Source organism: Streptomyces changchenzhani (genome assembly GCF_039766235.1).
Taxonomy (GTDB): Bacteria; Actinomycetota; Actinomycetes; order Streptomycetales; family Streptomycetaceae; genus Streptomyces.
Map to the genome: position 1 here is coordinate 76,752 of NZ_JBDHNH010000012.1, position 20,639 is coordinate 97,390.

The 20,639-nt window shown below is 70.2% G+C and carries 18 protein-coding genes and 1 pseudogene; 5 read left to right on the forward strand and 14 right to left on the reverse strand.

From position 1 onward, the window contains the following. Positions 1-4: 4 nt before the first annotated feature. The 6 genes from mmsA to ABCR94_RS32040 form a co-directional block, all read right to left on the reverse strand. A complete protein-coding gene (mmsA, locus tag ABCR94_RS32015) occupies positions 5-1,546 on the reverse strand; it encodes a multiple monosaccharide ABC transporter ATP-binding protein (protein ID WP_347124357.1) in 1,542 nt (513 codons plus the stop codon). Positions 1,547-1,575: 29 nt separating this feature from the next. After that, positions 1,576-2,685 carry a multiple monosaccharide ABC transporter substrate-binding protein gene (chvE, locus tag ABCR94_RS32020; RefSeq protein ID WP_347124196.1) on the reverse strand — a complete coding sequence of 370 codons (1,110 nt, stop codon included), beginning with the start codon at positions 2,683-2,685 and terminating at the stop codon, positions 1,576-1,578. Between the two features lie 5 nt (positions 2,686-2,690). Beyond that, entirely contained in the window at positions 2,691-3,674 is a 984-nt protein-coding gene (locus ABCR94_RS32025) for a hypothetical protein (RefSeq protein ID WP_347124197.1), read from the reverse strand. 135 nt (positions 3,675-3,809) lie between these two features. Then, positions 3,810-4,820, reverse strand: coding sequence for a zinc-dependent alcohol dehydrogenase (locus tag ABCR94_RS32030; protein ID WP_347124359.1), 1,011 nt, complete (start codon positions 4,818-4,820; stop codon positions 3,810-3,812). Positions 4,821-4,837: 17 nt separating this feature from the next. Beyond that, the gene (locus ABCR94_RS32035) at positions 4,838-5,986 is read right to left on the reverse strand and encodes a mandelate racemase/muconate lactonizing enzyme family protein (protein WP_347124199.1); all 1,149 of its coding nucleotides are present in this window, start codon (positions 5,984-5,986) and stop codon (positions 4,838-4,840) included. Positions 5,987-6,104: 118 nt separating this feature from the next. Continuing rightward, positions 6,105-6,317: a hypothetical protein gene (locus tag ABCR94_RS32040; RefSeq protein WP_347124200.1), complete on the reverse strand. Its 213-nt coding sequence runs from the start codon at positions 6,315-6,317 to the stop codon at positions 6,105-6,107. A gap of 322 nt (positions 6,318-6,639) precedes the next feature. On the opposite strand from ABCR94_RS32040, the pseudogene ABCR94_RS32045 reads away from it, so the two are divergent. Together ABCR94_RS32045 and ABCR94_RS32050 are read left to right on the forward strand one after the other, a co-directional pair. Next, positions 6,640-7,320 (forward strand): annotated as a pseudogene (locus tag ABCR94_RS32045) (transposase family protein); the annotation flags it as partial. A 126-nt stretch (positions 7,321-7,446) separates the two neighbouring features. Beyond that, the gene (locus ABCR94_RS32050) at positions 7,447-8,244 is read left to right on the forward strand and encodes an EI24 domain-containing protein (protein WP_347124202.1); all 798 of its coding nucleotides are present in this window, start codon (positions 7,447-7,449) and stop codon (positions 8,242-8,244) included. Positions 8,245-8,316: 72 nt separating this feature from the next. On the opposite strand, the gene ABCR94_RS32055 is transcribed toward ABCR94_RS32050, so the two are convergent. Beyond that, positions 8,317-9,585: a pyroglutamyl-peptidase I gene (locus ABCR94_RS32055; RefSeq protein WP_347124203.1), complete on the reverse strand. Its 1,269-nt coding sequence runs from the start codon at positions 9,583-9,585 to the stop codon at positions 8,317-8,319. Between the two features lie 114 nt (positions 9,586-9,699). Beyond that, a complete protein-coding gene (locus tag ABCR94_RS32060) occupies positions 9,700-10,323 on the reverse strand; it encodes a TetR/AcrR family transcriptional regulator (RefSeq protein ID WP_347124204.1) in 624 nt (207 codons plus the stop codon). A gap of 268 nt (positions 10,324-10,591) precedes the next feature. Here ABCR94_RS32060 and ABCR94_RS32065 point away from each other — a divergent pair, with 268 nt between their 5' ends. Beyond that, complete coding sequence (locus ABCR94_RS32065) at positions 10,592-13,018, forward strand: beta-glucosidase family protein (RefSeq protein WP_521978347.1); 2,427 nt, start codon at positions 10,592-10,594, stop codon at positions 13,016-13,018. Positions 13,019-13,191: 173 nt separating this feature from the next. Here the strand turns inward: ABCR94_RS32065 and ABCR94_RS32070 are convergent, their stop codons facing one another. Next, entirely contained in the window at positions 13,192-14,124 is a 933-nt protein-coding gene (locus ABCR94_RS32070; protein WP_347124208.1) for an SGNH/GDSL hydrolase family protein, read from the reverse strand. A gap of 331 nt (positions 14,125-14,455) precedes the next feature. Between ABCR94_RS32070 and ABCR94_RS32075 the strand changes: the two genes are divergently transcribed. Then, the gene (locus ABCR94_RS32075; protein ID WP_347124210.1) at positions 14,456-14,950 is read left to right on the forward strand and encodes a DUF3145 domain-containing protein; all 495 of its coding nucleotides are present in this window, start codon (positions 14,456-14,458) and stop codon (positions 14,948-14,950) included. 87 nt (positions 14,951-15,037) lie between these two features. Here the strand turns inward: ABCR94_RS32075 and fabF are convergent, their stop codons facing one another. From fabF to ABCR94_RS32100, 5 genes are all read right to left on the reverse strand, one after another. Continuing rightward, positions 15,038-16,300 carry a beta-ketoacyl-ACP synthase II gene (gene fabF, locus ABCR94_RS32080; protein WP_347124211.1) on the reverse strand — a complete coding sequence of 421 codons (1,263 nt, stop codon included), beginning with the start codon at positions 16,298-16,300 and terminating at the stop codon, positions 15,038-15,040. A 79-nt stretch (positions 16,301-16,379) separates the two neighbouring features. Beyond that, entirely contained in the window at positions 16,380-16,628 is a 249-nt protein-coding gene (locus tag ABCR94_RS32085; protein ID WP_283518432.1) for an acyl carrier protein, read from the reverse strand. 66 nt (positions 16,629-16,694) lie between these two features. Further along, positions 16,695-17,699: a ketoacyl-ACP synthase III gene (locus tag ABCR94_RS32090; protein ID WP_347124213.1), complete on the reverse strand. Its 1,005-nt coding sequence runs from the start codon at positions 17,697-17,699 to the stop codon at positions 16,695-16,697. A gap of 14 nt (positions 17,700-17,713) precedes the next feature. Beyond that, a complete protein-coding gene (locus ABCR94_RS32095) occupies positions 17,714-18,634 on the reverse strand; it encodes an ACP S-malonyltransferase (RefSeq protein WP_347124215.1) in 921 nt (306 codons plus the stop codon). Between the two features lie 89 nt (positions 18,635-18,723). Beyond that, complete coding sequence (locus ABCR94_RS32100; protein ID WP_347124217.1) at positions 18,724-19,923, reverse strand: PucR family transcriptional regulator; 1,200 nt, start codon at positions 19,921-19,923, stop codon at positions 18,724-18,726. 58 nt (positions 19,924-19,981) lie between these two features. Here ABCR94_RS32100 and ABCR94_RS32105 point away from each other — a divergent pair, with 58 nt between their 5' ends. Beyond that, positions 19,982-20,635, forward strand: a complete 654-nt coding sequence (locus ABCR94_RS32105; protein WP_347124219.1) for a pirin family protein — start codon at positions 19,982-19,984, stop codon at positions 20,633-20,635. The last annotated feature ends 4 nt before the right edge of the window (positions 20,636-20,639 follow it).

Here is a 20,639-nt window from a genome sequence, read left to right on the forward strand (position 1 = left end):
TGCGTTACCTCTTGTCGCTGGTCATGTGGCGCATCAGCACCTCTTGGGTGGCGTCCGCGCGGGCGATCTCGCCGGTGAGCCGGCCGGCGGACATCGTGTAGATGCGGTCGCACATGCCGAGCAGCTCGGGCAGCTCGGAGGAGATGAAGACGACTGCCTTGCCTTCGGCGGCGAGCTTGTCGATGACGGTGTAGATCTCGTACTTCGCGCCGACGTCGATGCCGCGCGTCGGCTCGTCGAGGATCAGCACCTCGGGCCCCGCGAAGATCCACTTGCTGAGGACGACCTTCTGCTGGTTGCCGCCGGAGAGCCTGCCGACCTGCTCGAAGACGGTCGGCGCCTTGATGTTCATGCTCCGGCGGAACGACTCGGCGACCCGCGTCTCCTCGTGCTCGTCGACGACACCGCGCCGCGCCACCTTGGGCAGGGCGCTCAGGGAGATGTTGCGGCCGATGGTGTCGATGAGGTTGAGGCCGTACTGCTTGCGGTCCTCGGTGACGTACGCGATGCCGTGCCCCACGGCCTCCGGGACGCTTCGGGTGCGGATCTCCTTGCCGTCCTTGTGGACCCGGCCGCTGATGTTCTTCCCGTACGAGCGCCCGAAGACGCTCATCGCCAGCTCGGTGCGGCCCGCGCCCATCAGCCCGGCCAGGCCGACGATCTCGCCGCGCCGCACCTCGATGGACACGTTGTCGACGACCTTGCGCTGCTGGTCGATGGGGTGGTGCACGGTCCAGTCGCGGATTTCGAGTGCGGGGTGCGCGCCCGGCTCGCCCTCGTAGGGGGTGCGTTCGGGGAAGCGGTGGTCGAGGTCGCGGCCGACCATGCCCCGGATGATGCGGTCCTCGGTGGTCGAGCCATCCGCCACATTGAGGGTCTCGATGGTGCGGCCGTCCCGGATGATCGTGACCGAGTCGGCCGCCTCGGCGATCTCGCCCAGCTTGTGCGAGATGATGATCGAGGTCATGCCCTGACTCTTCAACTCAGCTATCAGGCGCAGGAGTTGAGCCGAGTCTTCGTCGTTGAGTGCGGCGGTCGGCTCGTCGAGGATGAGCAGGCTCACCTCCTTGGAGAGCGCCTTCGCGATCTCGACGAGCTGCTGCTTCCCCACCCCGATGTCGGCGACCCTGGTCTGCGGGTGCTCGTTCAGGCCGACCCGCTTGAGCAGCGCCGAGGCGTGCCGCAGGGTCTCGTTCCAGCTGATGATGCCGTGGCGGGCGTGCTCGTTGCCGAGGAAGATGTTCTCGGCGATGGACAAGTACGGCACCAGGGCCAGCTCCTGATGGATGATCACAATGCCGCGTGCCTCGCTGGCCCGGATGTCCTTGAACGCACACGGCTCGCCCCGGAAGAGGATGTCCCCCTCGTAACTGCCGTGCGGATGCACACCGCTGAGGACCTTCATCAGGGTCGACTTGCCCGCGCCGTTCTCCCCGCAGATCGCGTGGACCTCGCCCTCGGCGACGGTCAGGGACACATCGGAGAGGGCCTTGACGCCGGGGAAGGTCTTGACGATCGACCGCATCTCAAGGACGGGCCGCCGGATCCCATGCTCAGTGGCCGGTTCCTGGGCACTCACAGGTCGCTCGCCTTGATGTAACCCGAATCGACCAGCATCGAACGGTAGTTGGACTTGTCCACACTGACCGGGTCGAGCAGGAAGGACGGCACGACCTTCTTCTCGTTGTCGTACGTCTTCGTGTCGTTGACCTCGGGCTTCCTGTCGTTCAGTACGGCGTCGGCCATCTGTACGGCCTGCTTGGCCAGCGCCCGGGTGTCCTTGTAGACGGTCTGCGTCTGCTGCCCCGCGATGATCGACTTCACGGACGCGACCTCCGCGTCCTGCCCGGTCACCACCGGGTACGGCTTCGCCTTCGTGCCGTAGCCGTCCGACTTGAGCGCGGACAGCACACCGATCGAGATGCCGTCGTACGGCGACAGCACCGCATCCACCTGCTCCGAGGAGTACGCGCTGGTCAGCAGGTCGTCCATGCGCTTCTGCGCGGTGCCGCCGTCCCAGCGCAGCGTGGTGACCTGGTCCAGTTTCGTCTGTTTGCTGCGGACGACGATCTGCTTCTTGTCGATGTACGGCTTGAGGGTCTTCCACGCGCCTTCGAAGAAGTACCCGGTGTTGTTGTCGTCCGGCGACCCGGCGAACAGCTCTACGTTGAACGGGCCTTCCTCCTTGCCGTCCTTCAGGCCCAGTTTGTCGACGATGTAGCCGGCCTGGAGCTCGCCGACCTTCTCATTGTCGAAGGAGGCGTAGTAGTCGACGTCCGGGCTGCCGAGGATCAGCCGGTCGTACGCGATGACCTTGATGCCCTGCTCCCCGGCCTGGCGCAGTACGTCGCTCAGCGCACGGCCGTCGATGGACGCGACGACCAGCACATCCACGCCCTTGGTGATCATGTTCTCGACCTGGGACACCTGCTGGTCGACGTCGTCCTCGCCGTACTGGAGGTCCGTCTTGTAGCCCAGCTTCTTGAACTGGGCCACCATGTTGTTGCCGTCGGCTATCCAGCGCTCGGAGGACTTGGTGGGCATCGCGATGCCCACGGTGGAGCCCTCGCCTCCCTTCTTCTCCTCCTTGCTGCCGCCCTCACCGCTCTGCCCACAGGCGGTGAGGGTCAGGGCGACGGCGACGGCGGTGGCGATGGTGAGGGCGACTGTGCGGGTGCTGCGCATGGCGATCAGTCCTTGTCGGTGGGGAAACGGGTGAGCGGTCCGGGCAGCCGTGAGCCGAGCGGCGACATTCCGCCGTCCGCGCCGTGCCTGGCCAGGAGGTCGAGTGCGAGCCGGCCGCGCCGGACGCGCTCGCGGGCGGTGTCGAGGCTGAGGTCGCGCAGATGGGCGCCGTACGGGTAGATGCCGGGCGCCCGGGACAGCCCGAACTTGAGGTAGATCGGGGCGCCCCGGCGGATCAGCTCGGCCGTCTCGTACATCCGCACATAGCCGCCGAGGTCGTCCGGCGCCTCGATGTAGAGGTCCATGGGGGCCCGGGAGACCCGCCGGATCTCGGTGAGGTGGGCGAGGGTGAGGTCGGACGGGATATTCACGGAGTCGGCGCCGAGCCGCTCATGGACGGCGTACGCCGCCGGATTGACCGGCCCGATCAGCGCGGACACCTTGAAGGTGGTGTCGGTTGGCAGCACACCGAGCGCGCGCAGCCGGTGCAGCGACCACAGCACGCCCTCGTCGGCGACGAGCAGGCACTTCACCCCCAGCTCCGTCGCGCGTACGGCGTCCTCGACGCAGCCCGCCAGCGCGTCGTGCCCCCGGGCGCGCAGTCCCGCGCCGCCCGACGAGGTGCGGGTGGAGCCGCCGGTGTCCCAGGTGCCGCGCGGCCCGGTGAACAGGCACAGCTCGATGCCGCCGGCCGCGCAGGCGTCGGCCATCTCGGTGATCTCGTCGTCGGAGAGCATCCAGATGCCGCTGCCCTGGCTGATGCGGTGGATCGGCACGTCAAGCCGCGAGCTCTCCTTGAGTACGACGGCCAGCGCCTCCGGGCCCTCGCAGGACGGGACTTCGGTGCGCCAGGTGCCCCCGTCGGGGAAGGTGTGCGGGGACGCGTCGGCGGGGTCGACGGCGGGCGCGGCGAGGCCGAGCGCCGCGAGCGCCTGCTCGCCGGGGCGGCGGGGATGGAGGCGGGGGCGGGGGTCCGGGGTCTGGTTCACGTGGGGGTCCCTCGTCTTCGACATGTTCACTTCGCTCGATATTTCGGACGCGGTTCGGTTCAGTGGGTAGGGCTCGGTGGGCAGCGCATCGCGGGTAAGGGCTCGGTGGGTAACACTCGGTCGGGCGCGTACGACTCACGGCCGCAGCAGCACCTTCCCGGTCTCCGGCCCGCCGCCGCCCACCAGCGCCAGCGCGTCGGCGAATCGCTCCAGCGGGAACTCATGGGTGATCAGCGGCGCCGGATCGAGCAGCCCGGACGCGAAGGCCCGTACGGCGAAGGACCACGCGGCCGAAGGCGCCCCGAAGACGCTGCTCACCGTCAGCTGGCTCAGCGACAGATGCACCGGGTCGATGCCGATGGCCCCCGGCGTGAACATCCCGGTCAGCACCACCCGGCCACCGCGCCGCGCAAGCAGACACGATTCGGCGGCGGTGGTCGGTGCGCCGGCGGTCTCCACAACCAGGTCGTAACGGCCGCGCAGCGCCTTCGCCTCCTCGGGGTCGCACACCACGCTCGCCCCGAAGTCCAGGGCCTGCCGGGCGCGTCCGGCCCTCGGGTCCACCACCGCCAGCTCCCCGGGCGACCCCGCGGCCAGCAGCTGCACCGCGAGCAGCCCCAGCGTCCCGGCGCCCACCACCGCGACCCGCTCGCCCGGCTCGGCCCGGCCGGTGCGGACCGCGGCGGCCACCACCGCGGCCGGCTCAAGGAGGGCGGCGGCGCGCAGGTCGGAGCCGTCGGGCAGCGGGTGCAGCAGCCGGGCCGGGACCAGCAGATGGTCCGCGAAGGCGCCGGGCCGGGTGAAGCCCGTCTCGTCGTACCCGGTGGTGCACAGCGAGGTCTCCCCGCACCGGCACCGCTCGCAGGTCCCGCACGCCCGGAACCCCTCGGCGACCGTCCTGCGGCCGAGCAGCGCCGCGTCGACGCCCTCGCCCACCGCGTCGACGGTCCCGGACCACTCGTGGCCGGGGACAACCGGGTAGCGGACGTAACCCGGGTCGCGGTGGCCGTCGTACACCTCGCGGTCACTCATACAGATCCCGGCGGCGGCGACCCGCACCCGCACCTCGCCGGGGGACGGCACCGGCAGCTCACCGGTGACCAGGCGGTGCGCGCCGGGCCGTTCGACGATTATTGCCCGGCTCACCGGGCTTGCATCAGTGGTCACTTGGGCTTCCTCTGCTCCCAGCCGTCGGACCACAGGTCGAACCTGGCCTGCTGCTGCGGGAATTCGGCCGCCGCGTCCACATCCAGCTCGACGCCGAGACCGGGTGCGTGCGACAGCTCGAAGTAGCCGTCCACGACCTGCGGTGCGCCCTTGACCACCTTCTTGATCTCGGCGTCCGCGAAGTCGTTGAAATGCTCCAGGATCTTGAAGTTCGGTGTGCAGCCCGCGAGTTGGAGCGAAGCGGCGGTCAGGACCGGGCCGCCGACATTGTGCGGGGCGACCATCATGTAGTGCGTCTCGGCGGTCGCGGCGAGCTTGCGGGCCTCCAGGATGCCGCCGATGTGACCCAGGTCCGGCTGGATGATGTCCGCGGCCTGCGACTCGAACAGCTCACGGAACTCGATCCGGTCGTGGATGCGCTCACCGGTGGCGATCGGCAGCTCGACCTTCTCCGCGACCTTCGCCAGCGCCTTGAGGTTCTCCGGCGGTACGGGCTCCTCCAGCCACGCGGGCTTGAACGGCGCCATCTCGCGGGCGAGGCGCACGGCCGTCGACGGGCTGAACCGGCCGTGCATCTCCAGCATCAGCTCGGTCTCCGGGCCGATCGCGTCGCGCACCGCCTCGATGAGCGAGACCGCGTACAGCGAATCGGCGTGGTCCAGCTCCAGGTGCCCGGTGCCGAAGGGATCGATCTTCAGGGCCCGGTAGCCGCGCTCGACCACCGCCTGCGCGGCCTTGTGATAGGCCTCCGGGGTCCGCTCGGTGGTGTACCAGCCGTTCGCGTACGCCTTGACCCGGTCGGTGACCTTCCCGCCGAGCAGCTGCCAGACCGGCACCCCCAGCGCCTTGCCCTTGATGTCCCAGCAGGCCATCTCGACGACCGCGATGCCGGACATGACGATCTCACCCGCACGGCCGAAGTCGCCGTACTTCATACGGCGTACGAGATCCTCGACGGCGAACGGGTCCGACCCCGCGATATGGTTCGCCTCTGCCTCACGGAGGTAGCCGAGGAGTGCGTCGGTGTGGCCGAGCATGCGGGTCTCACCGACTCCGGTCAGCCCGGAGTCGGTATGAACCTGCACGTAGGTGAGGTTGCGCCAGGGCGTCCCGACGACGTGCGTGCTGATTCCCGTAATGCGCAAGGCTGTTGCCCCCTGAGCTGTTCGATATTTCGTCACACGTTCGAAATGCTGGCGTGACGTTAATAACGAGCCGGGGGAAGTGTCAATGGTTGGCGCAGAGCCGCTGTCCGCGCCCGCCTCAGTGACCGGCGCAGCAGGGCGTCGGGTCCGGCGCCTCGAAGGGCACGAGCAGCCCACCGGCCGCGGGCATGACAGCCAGTACGAACAGACCGTCGCGCCACTCCGGCCGCACATGGCCGCGGGTGTCAAGCAGGGCCCCGGGCGCCGGACCCGCCGGGTCGCCGAGCTGCACCACACGGTCGACGGCGGTACGGGCAAGCAGCTCCGCCACGGTCAGGGTGCCGTGCAGGTGCCCGGAGCCGGGGAATACGACGCCGCGGCCGCCCGGCCAGGGGGAAGGTCCGGGCGGGACGACCGCGGTGAGCGCCGAGAGGCGCGTGCGTAGTCGTGCTCGGGGGTGGGGCCGGTGGTGGGGTCTGCGGGATCGGAACGGAAGTTCTGAGGTCGAATGGGTGACCTTGGTGGTGGTTGCTCGTTGTGCTGGGTGGCAGGTGCGCAGGCATCTGGGGGTCATGTGGGGGTGTTGTGCGGGAGTTGGCGGCGTCGTTCGTGGCGCCCGGCCCTTTGGGAGTGGCGGTCCGGGACCGTCTCAAGCGCCCTACCACCTGGACCCGCACGGCAACCCGGTTGGGGACCCGCACCGCTTCGCCTACGACCTGTCCGGCACCACCACCCACCGCGATGCCCAGATCCGCCACGCCCTGACCCGCCTCATCAACTGGGCCAAGCAGACCGGTGTGGCAGCGATCGGCGTCGAGGACCTCGACTTCGAGGCCGAGAAGACGAGGGAGAAGCACGGCCGCAGGAAACGCTTCCGGCAGCTGATCTCCGGGATCCCGACCGGCAGCCTCAAGGCCCGGCTGGTCTCCATGGCTGCCGAACAGGGCCTGGCGATCGTCGCGGTCGATCCGGCCTATACCTCGATGTGGGGTGGGCAGCACTGGCAGAAACCTCTGACCACCCCCAGCCGCAGAATGTCCCGTCATGATGCCGCCGGTATCGCGATCGGGCGACGCGCCCTCGGACACCCGATCCGGCGTCGGACGGCACCGCCCCTACACGACCAGAGCGATCGTGCAGGGCATCGGACCGCCCAGGCCGGACCAGGCGCACGAGGGCATGAGGGAACCCGCCCACCCGCCACGGACCACGCCCGATGGGGCGACCGAGGGGCCGCCGTGGCCATACCGACTCCTCGCCGATGCTGTTGTCGCGTGACGCGAGTACGCGTGCGCTGCGGCAGACGCTCGACGGACGGGATGAATCGGGTGTGACGGGGGCCGGTACGGCGGATGTTGAATGCGATACGAGCTGTGGGCGGCGGGGGTGGACGGCGGGCGTGGACGGCACGCGGCCGGGGCGGGCAGTGTGCCCACATGCCGCCCGACTAGGCTGCCCCCATGCGTGATCTAGGGGTGGGCTTCGGCTACTTGATGAAGGGCCAGCGGTGGGTAGGCCGGCACGGCAGGGCGTACGGTCTCGGGCTGTTGCCCGGTCTCGTCACCTTTGTGCTGTACGTCGGCGCGCTGATCGGGCTGATCTACGGCGCCGACAACCTCACGGCCTGGGCCACGCCCTTCGCCGACGACTGGGACTCCCCCTGGCTGGGCCTCTTCCGCGGCGCGCTCACGGCACTGCTCTTCGCCCTCGCACTGTTCCTCGCGGTGATCACCTTCACCGCGGTGACGCTGCTGGTGGGCCAGCCGTTCTACGAGAACCTCTCCGAGCGCGTCGACCGCTCCGAGTCCCCGGACGGCACCGCGCCGGAGTCCGGCCTGCCGCTGATGCGCGAGCTGTGGATCTCCGCGCGTGACAGCGTGCGGGTGCTGGCGCGCGTACTCCTTTACGCCGTCCTGCTCTTCGCCTGTGGTTTCATCCCCGTCATCGGCCAGACCGTCGTCCCGGTGATCGGCTTCTGCGTCTCCGGCTTCTTCCTCGCCGGGGAGCTGACTGCGGTGGCGCTCCAGCGCCGCGGCATCGAGCTGAAGCAACGCCGCACCCTGCTGCGCGGCCGCCGCCTGCTGACCCTCGGCTTCGGCGTTCCGCTGACGCTCGCCTTCCTGGTCCCGCTGGTCGCGGTCTTCCTGATGCCGGGCGCGGTCGCGGGCGCGACGCTGATGGCCCGGGACCTCCTGGACGAGCCGTCGGCAGACGGCAGCGGCGACGCCGCGACGCCGCTGTCACCGCCTACCGCGTAACCGCGGCTGCTGCGGGGCGGGTGGGGGGAACAAGCCCCGCGCAGCGGCCCAAGCCCCGCGCAGCGGCCCCGCCTACCGCACCGCGACCCGCACAATCGCCCGTATCTGCGCCACAATGTCCAGCCGATTCCGCACAAACACGGGGTCGGTGACCTCAGTCGTGTTCCCCGCCCCGAACTCCAGCACCGGCGTATGCACATGCCCCCCGGGCAGCCCGTCGAGCCCCAGCCGGTCCCGCAGCAGCGTGGCCCGGTAGGCGATCTCGTTGGACAGATAGTCCCCGCCGCCACCGGCCCGCGCGGCGGACCCCGCCGTCGGCCCGTCCGGCCGCACCACCGGCGAAGTCGCGCCCGCCGGAATCTCGGTCACCGAGGTGTTGTCGTACACCGGGAAGCGGCCGGTGTCGGCGGCCACGATCTCCCGGTACGGGAGCGTCGTGGCCGTCCACTGCGGCTGCGACGCGGGGTCCTCCACCGGCGCGATCCCGGTGCGCGAGATGTTCACGTTGTCCCCGAAGCCCCCGCGCCACGCGCCGTTGTGGCGCTCCACGTCGATGCGCCCCACCCGGCCCTGGCTGACGGTCGTGAACAGATCGACCTCGGGCAGATGCGGTCGCAGTGCCCGCTCGACCATGCCGTCCGCGAAGTCGTCCCAGCGGACGGGGAAGACGGCCGTCTCGATCCGGGCGGGGCCCGCGGCCGTACGTACGACCGTGCCGTCCAGCGCGAGCGCGGTCGCCCCCGAGGGATTGCTGATCCGGATGTCCCGGTCCAGCGTGAACGGGTCGAAGCCGGTGACGAGCACCCGCTTCATCCCGCCCTTCGCACCCTTCGCGGCCTTCGCACCGGGGAAGTGGATCGCGTCCTGCCCCCGTGAGGCACGCTCCAGGCGGCCGAGCAGCCGCCCCCGCGACTCGTCCGGCAGCCCGAACGACGCCTGCCACTTCCGCAGTTCGCTCGTCATCCCCAGCCGCGCCCAGTACAGCGGCCGGTCGTCGTCTCGGCTGAGATCCCCGCCGGCCGGGCCCCGCCCCTGTGCCCGGTCCACCGCGCGCTGCCACAGCCGCGACCCGTGTCGTACGACGGCCCGCTCGGCCGCGCCGTACGACCGCGCCCCGCGCAGTGCCCGCGCGAACTCCGGCGCCACGGAGTCGAATCCGCTGCGGCGCAGGATCTCCTGCGGAACGGCCTTCTCCAGCCGCCGTTCCTCGACGGTCGGCGGGGCGGCTGCCGGGGCGGTGGCCGAGTCGGCTGCCACCGCGGGGGGTGTCCCGAGGGTGAGAGTGGCAGAGGCGAGGACTATGACGCCGATCGCGTCCAGCCGGGCACGAATCCGGGACACGGGAATCCTTCCGTCGGGGGTGGCGGAATTATCGCGTTCCGGCGGGAGCCCGCGCTACAGGGCGGGCCCCCGGGGGCCAAGTGGCGTACGGTTTAGAAGGTTTTCAGAGTTTTGTCAGAGATCCTCGGCAGCTTCGGCAGCATCGCTGGCTTCGGCAGTTCCTGCGGACGCAGGCCCGCGTCGCAGCAGCCCGAGGAAGTCGCGGAAGGCGGCCGGCATGTCCACCGACCGGGGGTCGAGCAGCCACTGGTACTGGAGCCCGTCCATCACCGCGACAAGCAGCGGGGCCGCCTGCTCGGGCGTGAGCCCGCCCGGCAGCCGCTCGCCGTACTCGGTGTGCAGGGCGCCGGCCATGCCCGCGCGGACCTGCGCGTACCGCTGGGTGAAGAAGTCCCGCGCCGGATGCTCGTCGGTCACGCTCTCGCCGAGGAGCGCGGAGAAGGTCTGCACGATGCCGGGACGCATCGCGTTGTACTCCACGAGCGAGTCGAGCAGGTCGATCCGCCAGGCTGCGGTGCTCCGGCCGGTGGCGCCGGTGTCCCACTGGTCGCGCTCTTCGAGCACGGCGACGAGCAGCGTCTCCTTGGTGGGGAAGTAGTGCAGGAGCCCCTGCTGGGTGAGGCCGACGCGCTCGGCGACCGCGTTGAGCGAGGCGCCCCGGTAGCCGCGTTCGGCGATCACGTCGAGGGCCGCACGGAGAATCTCCGCCCGTCGCTCCTCGCTTCTGGCCCTGGCCATCGTGCCGGTCCTTCCCTTGGTGCTTCCTGGCTGGACGCTACGCCACTACCCGGCGCACCACCCCTCGGAGTAACGAATACATTACGAACCCTACCGCTCTACAGGTATACGAGTGACGATGAGGGGGCCAGTTGGACTTCAACGAGGAGGTACCGCCGTGGCAGGCGTATCCACCACCCCCGAAACTCCCGAAACCCCCGAAACCCACGGAACGGCGCCCGAAGCGCCGGAAGCGCGGCAGTCCCCGGCCGACCGGGCCCGTAACGAGGTGGTCGAGGTCGCGCTCGGCAAGCTCGACCTCGACACCAAGGCCCGGCTGCTCGCCGGTCAGGACATGTGGTCCCTGCCCGCGCTCCCCGAGATCGGCCTGAAGTCCCTGGTCATGTCCGACGGCCCGATCGGCGTCCGGGGCGTCCGCTGGACCGCCGACGACCCGTCCGTCGCACTGCCCTCACCCACCGCGCTCGCCGCGACCTGGGACCAGGACCTGGCCCGCCGCGCCGGCCGGCTCCTCGCCCAGGAGGCCCGCCGCAAGAGCGTGCACGTCCTCCTCGCCCCGACCGTGAATCTGCACCGCTCGCCGCTCGGGGGCCGCCACTTCGAGTGCTACTCCGAGGATCCGTACCTCACCGGGGCGATAGGCACCGGATACGTCCAGGGCGTCCAGGACGGTGGCGTGGGCACCACGGTCAAGCACTTCGTCGCCAACGACGCCGAGACCGACCGCTTCACCGTCGACAACATCATCACCTCGCGCCCACTGCGCGAGCTGTATCTGGCCCCCTTCGAAGCCATCGTCAAAAACGCCCGCCCCTGGGGCATCATGGCGGCGTACAACCAGGTCAACGGCGTCACGATGACCGAGCACAGCCACCTCCAGAACAAGGTCCTGCGCGCCGAGTGGGGCTTCGACGGCTACATCGTCTCCGACTGGATGGCCGCCCGCTCCACCACCGGCGACATCCTCGGCGGCCTCGACGTCGCCATGCCGGGACCGCAGACCGTCTACGGCGACGCCCTCGCCGGAGCTGTCCGCGCGGGCGAGGTCGACGAGTCCGTCGTCGACGACGCCGTACGCAATGTGCTGCGGCTCGCCGCCCGCGTCGGCATCCTCGATGGCGCCACGCCCGTGGTCGGGGAGCTGCCGGCATCCGTCGACGGCCAGGCCCTGGCCCGGGAAGTCGCCCGCCGCGCCTTCGTCCTCGTACGCAACGAGCCGCGCGACGGCGCCCCCGTTCTGCCGATCGACGCCTCCCGGGTCCGCAAGGTCGCCCTCATCGGCGGCCCGGCCCGCGACGCCCGCGTCCTCGGCGGCGGCTCCGCCACCGTCTTCCCCGAGCGCGTCGTCGCCCCGCTCGACGGTCTCACCGCGGCCCTGCCCGACGGCGTCCTCAGCTACACGGTCGGGGCCGACCCGAGCGACGAACTGGCCCCCGCCGAAAAGGGCTTCGAGCTGCAAGCCGTCTGCCGCGACGCGAGCGGCACGGTCATCGGCACCCGCGGCCTGCCCAGCGGCCAGATCCAGTGGATCGGCGACGACCTGCCCGACGGCGTCACGCACGGGACGCTGCACAGCGTCGAGGTCAAGGGCACCTTCACCCCCCGCGACAGCGGCGAGCACACCTTCGGGACCCGCGGACTCGGCGCCTTCACCCTGACCGTCGGCGACGAGGTGCTCTACGAAGGCGTCCAGGAGATGGGCGACGAGGCCGACCCCTTCGAGGCGTTCTTCGGCTCCCCGGCCGAGCGCGGCCGTGTCCAACTCGCCGCGGGCGAACCGGTCGAGGTCTCCCTCGCGCACACCGTCAACCCGGACGCCGCCGGGCCGCTCTCCGCCATCATGTTCTCCTTCGTCCACAGCACGCCCCTGCGCGACCCCGACGAACTCATCGCCGAGGCCGTCGAAGCAGCCCGCGACGCCGACACCGCCGTCGTCGTGGTCGCCACCACCGAGCGCGTCGAATCCGAGGGTTTCGACCGTACGGACCTGAGCCTCCCGGGCCGCCAGGACGACCTGGTGCGCGCCGTGGCCGCTGTCAACCCCAACACCGTGGTGATCGTCAACTCCGGCTCCCCGGTGGAGATGCCGTGGCGCGAGGATGTCGCCGCGGTGCTGCTCAGCTGGTTCCCCGGCCAGGAGGGCGGCGCGGCGCTCGCCGACGTCCTCCTCGGCGCCGAGGAGCCCGGCGGCCGGCTGCCCACCACCTGGCCGGCCTCCCTCGCGGACGCACCGGTCACCGAAGTCACCCCCACCAACGGTGAACTCCACTACGCCGAGGGCGTGTTCATCGGCTACCGCGCCTGGGACCGGGCGGGCGTCGCCCCGGCGTACCCCTTCGGCCACGGCCTGGGCTACACCACCTGGGAGTACGAGTCCCTGGAGGCCACGCCAACGGAGGCCAAGGTCTGCGTACGCAACACCGGTTCGCGCACGGGCCGCGAGGTCGTCCAGATCTACCTGGCCCCCACCGCCGACCCCGTGGAGCGCCCGGCCCGCTGGCTGGCCGGCTTCGCGAGCGTCGAGGCCGGGCCCGGCGAAGCCGTCGAGGTCGAGATCCCGCTGGCGGGCCGCGCCTTCGAGATCTGGGACGCGCAGGCCGACGCCTGGTCCTTCGTCCCGGGTACGTACGAGGTCAGGGCCTGCCACTCACTCACCGACCGCCGCCTGACCGCGACGCTGGACATCCAGGCCTGACGGATGGCCTCCCGATAGCGCGGGCGGCCGGGAGCGGACCTGACACCGCTCCCGGCCGGCCACCCCGCGGAAGGTCTCCGGCGTATGGCCGTGCCGTCGTCGAGCGTGCCGAAAAGTTCCGCAGTAGTGAGAGTGCCGACGTCATGAGAGTTCCGACGTCGTGATCGGAAAGGCTACGCGGGTGGCTCTTTCGCCGTGATGTTGCGGTAGGCGATCTCGGCCAGCCGCTGCTGCCCGTTCCTGCTGGGATGGAACCAGTCCCACTGGCTCAACTGGTCGCCCGTGAAGCGGAAGTCGAAGACCGCGCCACCGTCGTACCGGCAGCGCTGATCCTTCGCGCACACGTCCTTGAGTACCTTGTTGTACGCGACGACCCGGTCCTGCACGGTGTCGCGCCGCTGCACCGCGGCGGCGTCCATGACGTCGGGGTCGACCAGCATCGACTGGCAGATCCCCAGCTTCCAGACCTGCTTGCCCAGCGGATTGGCCCGCCCCTCGGACCACAGGCGCTTGAGATCCGGCACGCTCGACACGTACACCTGCGTCTTGGGCAGCCCGCCGCGCAGATTCTTCATCGATGCCTCGAAGGATGTCCGGAAGTCAGCCACCGATGTCATGTGCGAGACAGTGTCGCGGCAGGCGTCGTTCGCGCCCACCATGACGGTCACCAGCTCCGGCTTGGTGGCCACCGCCCGCGTCATCTGCGCGGGCAGCTCGGCGATGCGGGCGCCGGACTTCGCGTGGTTCCAGCTGCGCGCGGTGCCGCTCTGTGCGCCGTTGCGGGCGCCGAGCAGCCGTGAGGCGAGGCTGCGCACCTTGGCGTCGCTGCCGGTCGCCCAGGACACCTCGGGGCAGTCCTCGAGCACCGTGCAGGCGTCGAAGCCGCGGGTGATCGAGTCGCCGACCGCGGCGATGGACGCGGGGCTGGTGTCCCAGAGCGGGGTGGGCTTGGGGGAGGGGCGGCGCTCGGCGGACGATCCGTTGGCGGCGGGCCCGTCGTCCGCGTCACAGCCCGCGAGGGCGCCGAGCGGGACGAGTACGGCGACCACCACCACAGCCGCGGCGGTCACGGCGCGCGACCGACGGCTCCGGCGTTGTCCCCGCATCCCTGATCCCCTTCGCGTCCCGTATGGGTGCGCGCATTCGCGCTTCCGGCTCTTCGGACCGACAGTACGTCACCCACCGGACGCCGCCGCACGATAGCTTTTCCCCGTCGAACCAGCGGCATCATGGCTATCGCGGTTCCGGTAAATTACAACACGTCACATACTGTCTCTTTTCAGGAGATTCGCTCCCGATGCTGTTTACTGTTGGCAACCTCGGGAGCCGGCCCGGCTGTGGCCTGTGGGGCAGAATGTCTGGTGCTGTCCTCACCGCGACCGGTACGGACGCGAGGCCGCTGGGCAAGGCGAACCTCGTCCCACACTGGAGGTCCCGGTGACGACACGTGGCGTTCTGTACGTTCACTCCGCGCCGCGCGCGCTGTGCCCGCATGTCGAATGGGCAGTGGCGGGCGTACTCGGTGTGCGAGTCAGTCTCGACTGGATCAGGCAACCGGCCTCGCCCGGCACCTGGCGAGCCGAATTCTCCTGGCAGGCCCGGCCCGGCACCGCCTCCCAACTCGCCTCAGCGCTGCGCGGCTGGCACCTGCTGCGCTTCGAGGTGACGGCGGAGCCCTGCTCCACGGCGGAGGGCGAGCGCTACAGCGCCACGCCCGAGCTGGGCATCTTCCACGCCGTCACCGGAATGCACGGCGACATCCTGATCCCCGAGGACCGGCTGCGGGCCGCACTGGCGAGATCGGTGCGGGGCGAGACGGACCTGGAGGCGGAGATCACCAAACTCCTCGGCAAGCCGTGGGACGACGAGCTGGAACCTTTCCGCTACGCGGGAGAGGGCGCCCCGGTCCGCTGGCTGCACCAGGTGGTGTGAGCCCCGCTCCGCACCCGGCGACTTGGCCGAAAAAGGCGAGGCCCGCCTCCCCCGCAGGGGGAAACGGGCCTCAGCCGATCAGCAGGGTCAGACGGACCGCAACGCAAGCACCACGTTGTGCCCACCGAACCCGAACGAGTTGTTGATCGCGGAGATCGACCCCTCGGGCAGCGGACGGGGATCGGCCCGCACGATGTCCGCGTCGATGTCCTCGTCGAGGTCGTCGAGATTGATGGTCGGCGGAGCCATCCGGTGCCGCAGTGCCAGCACCGTCGCGACGGTCTCGATGCCGCCGGCGCCACCCAGCAGGTGCCCGGTCATCGACTTCGTACCGGAGACCGCGACGTGGTCGAGGTCGTCGCCCAGCACCCGGCGCAGCGCCTTGATCTCGGCGATGTCACCCTGCGGCGTCGACGTCGCGTGCGCGTTGAGGTGCACGATCTCGGACGGCTTGAGGTCGGTGTTGTCGAGCAAGTTCTGCATCGCCGCAGCGATCCCGCGCCCGCTCGGCTCGGGCTGGGCGATGTGGTGGCTGTCCGCGGACAGCCCCTGGCCCAGCACCTCGCAGTACACCCGCACACCCCGCGCCGCCGCATGCTCGGCGGACTCCAGGATGACGACGCCCGCGCCCTCGCCCAGGACGAAGCCGTCCCGAGCCTTGTCGTACGGGCGCGAAGCCTTCTGCGGGTTGTCGTTGTTCTTGGACATCGCCATCATGTTGGCGAACGCCGCGATCGGCAGCGGATGGATCGCCGCTTCCGTGCCACCGGCGACGACCACATCGGCGCGGCCGGTGCGGATCATCTCGACGGCGTAACCAATGGCTTCGGCACCGGACGCGCACGCGCTGACCGGGGTGTGCACGCCCGCCTGGGCGTTCACCTCCAGGCCGACGTTGGCGGCAGGACCGTTCGGCATGAGCATCGGCACGGTGTGCGGCGAGACGCGACGTACACCCTTTTCCTTGAGTACGTCGTACTGGTCGAGCAGGGTGATCACGCCGCCGATACCGGAGGCGATGACCGAGCCGAGCCGCTCGGGGCGGATCTTCTCGTCGTCACCCGCCTTGCCGATGAAACCGGCGTCGGCCCACGCCTCACGGGCCGCGACCAGCGCGAACTGCGCCGAGCGGTCCAGCTTGCGGGCCAGCGGCCGGGGCAGCACCTCGGACGGATCGACGGCCGCGAGGGCCGCGATCCGGACGGGCAGTTCGGCGAAGCGCTCGCCCACGAGGGGCTTGATGCCGGAGCGTCCCGCCATCAGACCTTCCCAGGTCGATGCGGCGTCGCCACCCAGCGGTGTAGTTGCGCCGATACCGGTGACGACCACGGTGCGATTGGTCGGGCTCACAGGAATTCTTTCTCCACGTGTCGAGGGTGCTGAATTTTTTACGGCGCCACCACCGGGTGGCGACACACGAACGGCCTGGTCAGGCCTGGTTCTTCAGGATGTAGCCGGCAGCGTCGCCGACCGTCTTGAGGTTCTTGACGTCCTCGTCGGGGATCTTGACGTCGAAACGCTCTTCGGCGGCGACGACAACCTCGACCATGGACAGCGAGTCGACGTCCAGGTCGTCGGTGAAGGACTTGTCCAGCTGGACGTCCTCGGTGGGGATCCCGGCGATCTCGTTGACGATCTCGGCGAGACCGACGACGATCTCTTCCTGAGTGGCGGCCATGTTGGCGCTCCTTCGGTGTTGAACACAGGGGTGTGGTGGCGGCAAGCCCGGATGTTCCGGACGTGCCTAGGGGAGGGTAACGACCGTCGCGGCGTAGACGAGACCCGCCCCGAAGCCAATGACGAGAGCGGTGTCACCGCTCTTCGCCTGCCCGGTCGCCAGAAGCCGCTCCATCGCGAGCGGAATCGAGGCTGCCGAGGTGTTGCCGGTGGTTTCGATGTCACGGGCGACCGTGACATGCTCCGGCAGTTTCAGAGTCTTCACCATCGAATCGATGATCCGCATATTTGCCTGGTGCGGAATGAAGACGTCCAGGTCGTCCGCACTGATCCCGGCCGCGTCCAGTGCCTGCTGGGCGACCTTCGCCATCTCGAAGACGGCCCAGCGGAAAACCGCCTGGCCCTCCTGCGTGATGGCCGGGAACTTCGCGACCACACCACCGTTGCGGTAGTCCGACCACGGCACGGTCTGCTTGATGGTGTCGGACTTGTCGCCCTCGGAGCCCCACACGGTCGGGCCCATGGCCGGTTCCGTGGCGGGGCCGACGACGACGGCGCCCGCGCCGTCACCGAACAGGAAGGCCGTCGCGCGGTCCTCCAGGTCGGTCAGGTCCGAGAGCCGCTCCACGCCGATGACGAGAACGTACTCGGCACTGCCTTCGACGATCATTCCCTTGGCGAGGGTCAGACCGTAGCCGAAGCCGGCGCATCCGGCGGAAATATCGAAGGCGGCGGGCTTGATCGCGCCGATCTTGAACGCGATTTCGGTCGCGACGGCCGGGGTCTGCTTGAAGTGCGAGACGGTGGAGACGATGACGCCGCCCACCTGCTCGGGGGTGATCCCGGCGTCGGCGATCGCCTTGCCCGCGGCCTCGATGGACATCATGGCCACGGTCTCCTCGTCGGAGGCCCAGTGGCGGGTCGCGATACCGGAGCGGGAGCGGATCCACTCGTCGGACGAGTCGATCGTCTCGAGGATCACCTCGTTGGGCACCACACGGGTCGGACGGTAGCCGCCCACGCCCATGATGCGCGCGTACGGGGCGCCCTTGCTGGGCTTGATCTTCGACATGCTCTCTCGGGCTCCTATCGCGCCGCGTGCTCGGCGATGAGCGCCCGAGCCGCGTCGAGGTCGTCGGGGGTCTTCAGAGCGACGGTCTTCACACCGGGCATGGCGCGCTTGGCGAGGCCGGTCAGCGTGCCGCCCGGGCAGAGCTCGATGAGCGTGGTGGCGCCCAGCTCGTTGAAGGTCTCCATGCACAGATCCCAGCGGACCGGGTTGGACACCTGGCTGACCAGGCGTGCGACGACCTCGGAGCCGGTGGCGACGGTCTTGCCGTCGGCGTTCGAGACATAGGTCACGCTCGGGTCGGAGACCACGAGGTCCTGTGCGGACTTGTCGAGCTCGGCGACCGCGGGAGCCATGTGCCGCGTGTGGAAGGCCCCGGCGACTTTGAGCGGTACGACGCGGCGTACGCCCTCGGGCTTGTCCTCGGCGAGCGCGGCGAGCTGCTCCGCCGTGCCGGCGGCCACGATCTGGCCGGCGCCGTTCACATTCGCCGGGGTCAGACCCAGCTTGTCCAGGTGCGCGAAGACGGTCTCGGCGTCACCGCCGAGAAGCGCGGCCATGCCGGTCTCGGTGACCGCGGCGGCCTGGGCCATGCCCAGACCACGGGTGCGTACAAAACTGAGCGCGGCCTCTTCGGTGAGCACACCGGCGTACGCGGCGGCGGTGATCTCACCGACGCTGTGACCGGCGACCACGGACACGGCGGCGCGCGAATCCAGCGCGGCGGCGGTCAGCAGACCGGCGGCGACCAGCAGGGGCTGGGCGACCGCGGTGTCGCGGATCGCGTCCGCGTCGGCCCGGGTGCCGAAGTGGACAAGGTCGAGCCCGATGGCGTCGGACCAGCCGGCGAGCCGGTCGGCAGCGCCGGGGAGGTCGAGCCAGGGAGTCAGGAAGCCGGGCGTCTGAGCGCCTTGGCCGGGAGCGACGAGTACGAGCACCCTCACACTCTCTCTTGTGGACGGCCTCCTGTGCCCGTGGGGACAGGGACGAAGAACCGTCGGGGGAATTGTTGATGTCCCACAAAAGTCTAGGACTGCGGAACCCCGGCGGCCAGACGTCCCAGGATCAGAGCGATGCGCAAGGTGAACGCGGAACGGACATCGGAGGGTGACCAGCCGGTGACGTCCGTCACACGTCGGAGCCGGTAGCGCACGGTATTGGGGTGCACAAAGAGCATCCGGGCCGCGCCTTCGAGGCTGCTCGCCTGCTCCAGATAGACACTCAGTGTCTCCAGGAGCGCCGAGCCCGCCTCCTCCAGCGGTCTGTAGATCTCCTCCACCAACTGATCCCTGGCGGCCGGGTCCGACGCGATGGCCCGCTCCGGCAGCAGATCGTCCGCGAGGACCGGCCGAGGGGCGTCCTGCCACGCCAGGCACGCCTTGAGTCCGGCGGCGGCGGCCTGCGCGGACCGGGTGGCGGCGAGCAGGGTCGGCACGATGGGCCCGGCGACCACGGGCCCGGCGGCGTACGGCCCGATCAGGGCCTTCGCGACCTGGAGCGGATTGTCGCTGCCGCCCGCGATGACGACCAGACGGTTGCCGAGGACCCCGGTCAGCACCTGGAGCTTGGCGTGCCGGGCGGCCCGCCGGATCGCCTCGACGGTGAGCTCACTGTCGCCGTCGGGGGCGGTCCCGAGCACGACACAGACATGCTCGGGGGAGCTCCAGCCGAGGGCGGCGGCCCGGGACACGGCGCCCTCGTCGGCCTCGCCGGACAGCACGGCGTTGACCACGAGGGATTCAAGGCGGGCGTCCCAGGCCCCACGGGCCTCGGCGGCCTGCGCGTACACCTGGGCGGTCGCGAAGGCGATCTCCCGGGCGTACACCAGCAGGGCCTCGCGCAGCACGCCCTGGTCGCCGGGGGCGGCGATGTCGTCGATCGCCGTCTCCATGACCTCGATGGTGGTGCGCACCATCTCGACGGTCTGGCGCAGGGTGATCGCCCGGGTCAGTTCGCGCGGCGCGGTGCCGAAGACATCGGTGGAGATGGCCTGCGGGGCCTCCGGGTGCCGGAACCACTCGGTGAACGCGGCGATACCGGCCTGGGCGACCAGGCCGATCCAGGACCGGTTCTCCGGTGGCATGGCCCGGTACCAGGGCAGGGACTCGTCCATGCGGGCGATCGCGTTCGCCGAGAGCCGGCCGGCGGACTTCTCCAGCCGTCGCAGGGTCACGGCATGCAGATGGGCGGCGTTCGAGGCGGACTGCTCAGCATCGGATCGGGGCACGCGACAAGACTGCCTTATCGGGACGGCTCCGCGACGGGCCGGGGCTACCGTGGGCTTCGTGATTTCCGTACGGCGCTCGGCCGACCGCTTCCGCGGCGGCGAACCTTCCTCGGGCATCGAGTCCCTCCATGCCCTGTCCTTCGGGCGCTTCTACGACCCCGACAACCTCCGCTTCGGCCCGCTGCTGGCCTGCAACGAGGAGCTGCTCGACCCCGGCGCGGGCTTCGACGAGCACCCCCACAGCCACACCGAGATCGTCACCTGGGTGGTCGAGGGCGAGCTGACTCACCGCGACTCGGCGGGCCACGCCACGGTCGTACGCCCCGGCGATGTGCAGCGGCTCAGCGCGGGCGCCGGAGTGCGCCACGTGGAGCGCAACGACGGCGCCGCGCCGCTGCGCTTCGTCCAGATGTGGCTGGCGCCGGTGGAGCCGGGCGGAGAGCCGTCGTACGAGATCGTGCACGGCATCGCCGACTCCACCCCGTACGCCGTCCCGGCGGCCGGCGCGATGCTGCACGTACGCCGCCTGACCCCGGACGAACGCACGGCACTGCCGGACGCGGAACGGGTGTACGTCCATGTCGTACGCGGGCAAGTGCAGTGCGGCGGGGAGGAGTTGGGCCCCGGTGACTCGCTGCGCGTCACGGGCGAGAAGGACCTGGAACTCATCGCTGCGGACGCGGCCGAGCTACTGCTGTGGGAACTTGGCTAGCCGG

Coding starts and splice junctions, on each gene's coding strand:
- ABCR94_RS32085 (WP_283518432.1), bottom strand. CDS start 16,628: ATGGCCGCCACTCAGGAAGAGATCGTCGTCGGTCTCGCCGAGATCGTC.
- ABCR94_RS32060 (WP_347124204.1), bottom strand. CDS start 10,323: ATGGCCAGGGCCAGAAGCGAGGAGCGACGGGCGGAGATTCTCCGTGCG.
- ABCR94_RS32050 (WP_347124202.1), top strand. CDS start 7,447: ATGCGTGATCTAGGGGTGGGCTTCGGCTACTTGATGAAGGGCCAGCGG.
- chvE (WP_347124196.1), bottom strand. CDS start 2,685: ATGCGCAGCACCCGCACAGTCGCCCTCACCATCGCCACCGCCGTCGCC.
- ABCR94_RS32090 (WP_347124213.1), bottom strand. CDS start 17,699: ATGTCGAAGATCAAGCCCAGCAAGGGCGCCCCGTACGCGCGCATCATG.
- ABCR94_RS32070 (WP_347124208.1), bottom strand. CDS start 14,124: ATGCGGGGACAACGCCGGAGCCGTCGGTCGCGCGCCGTGACCGCCGCG.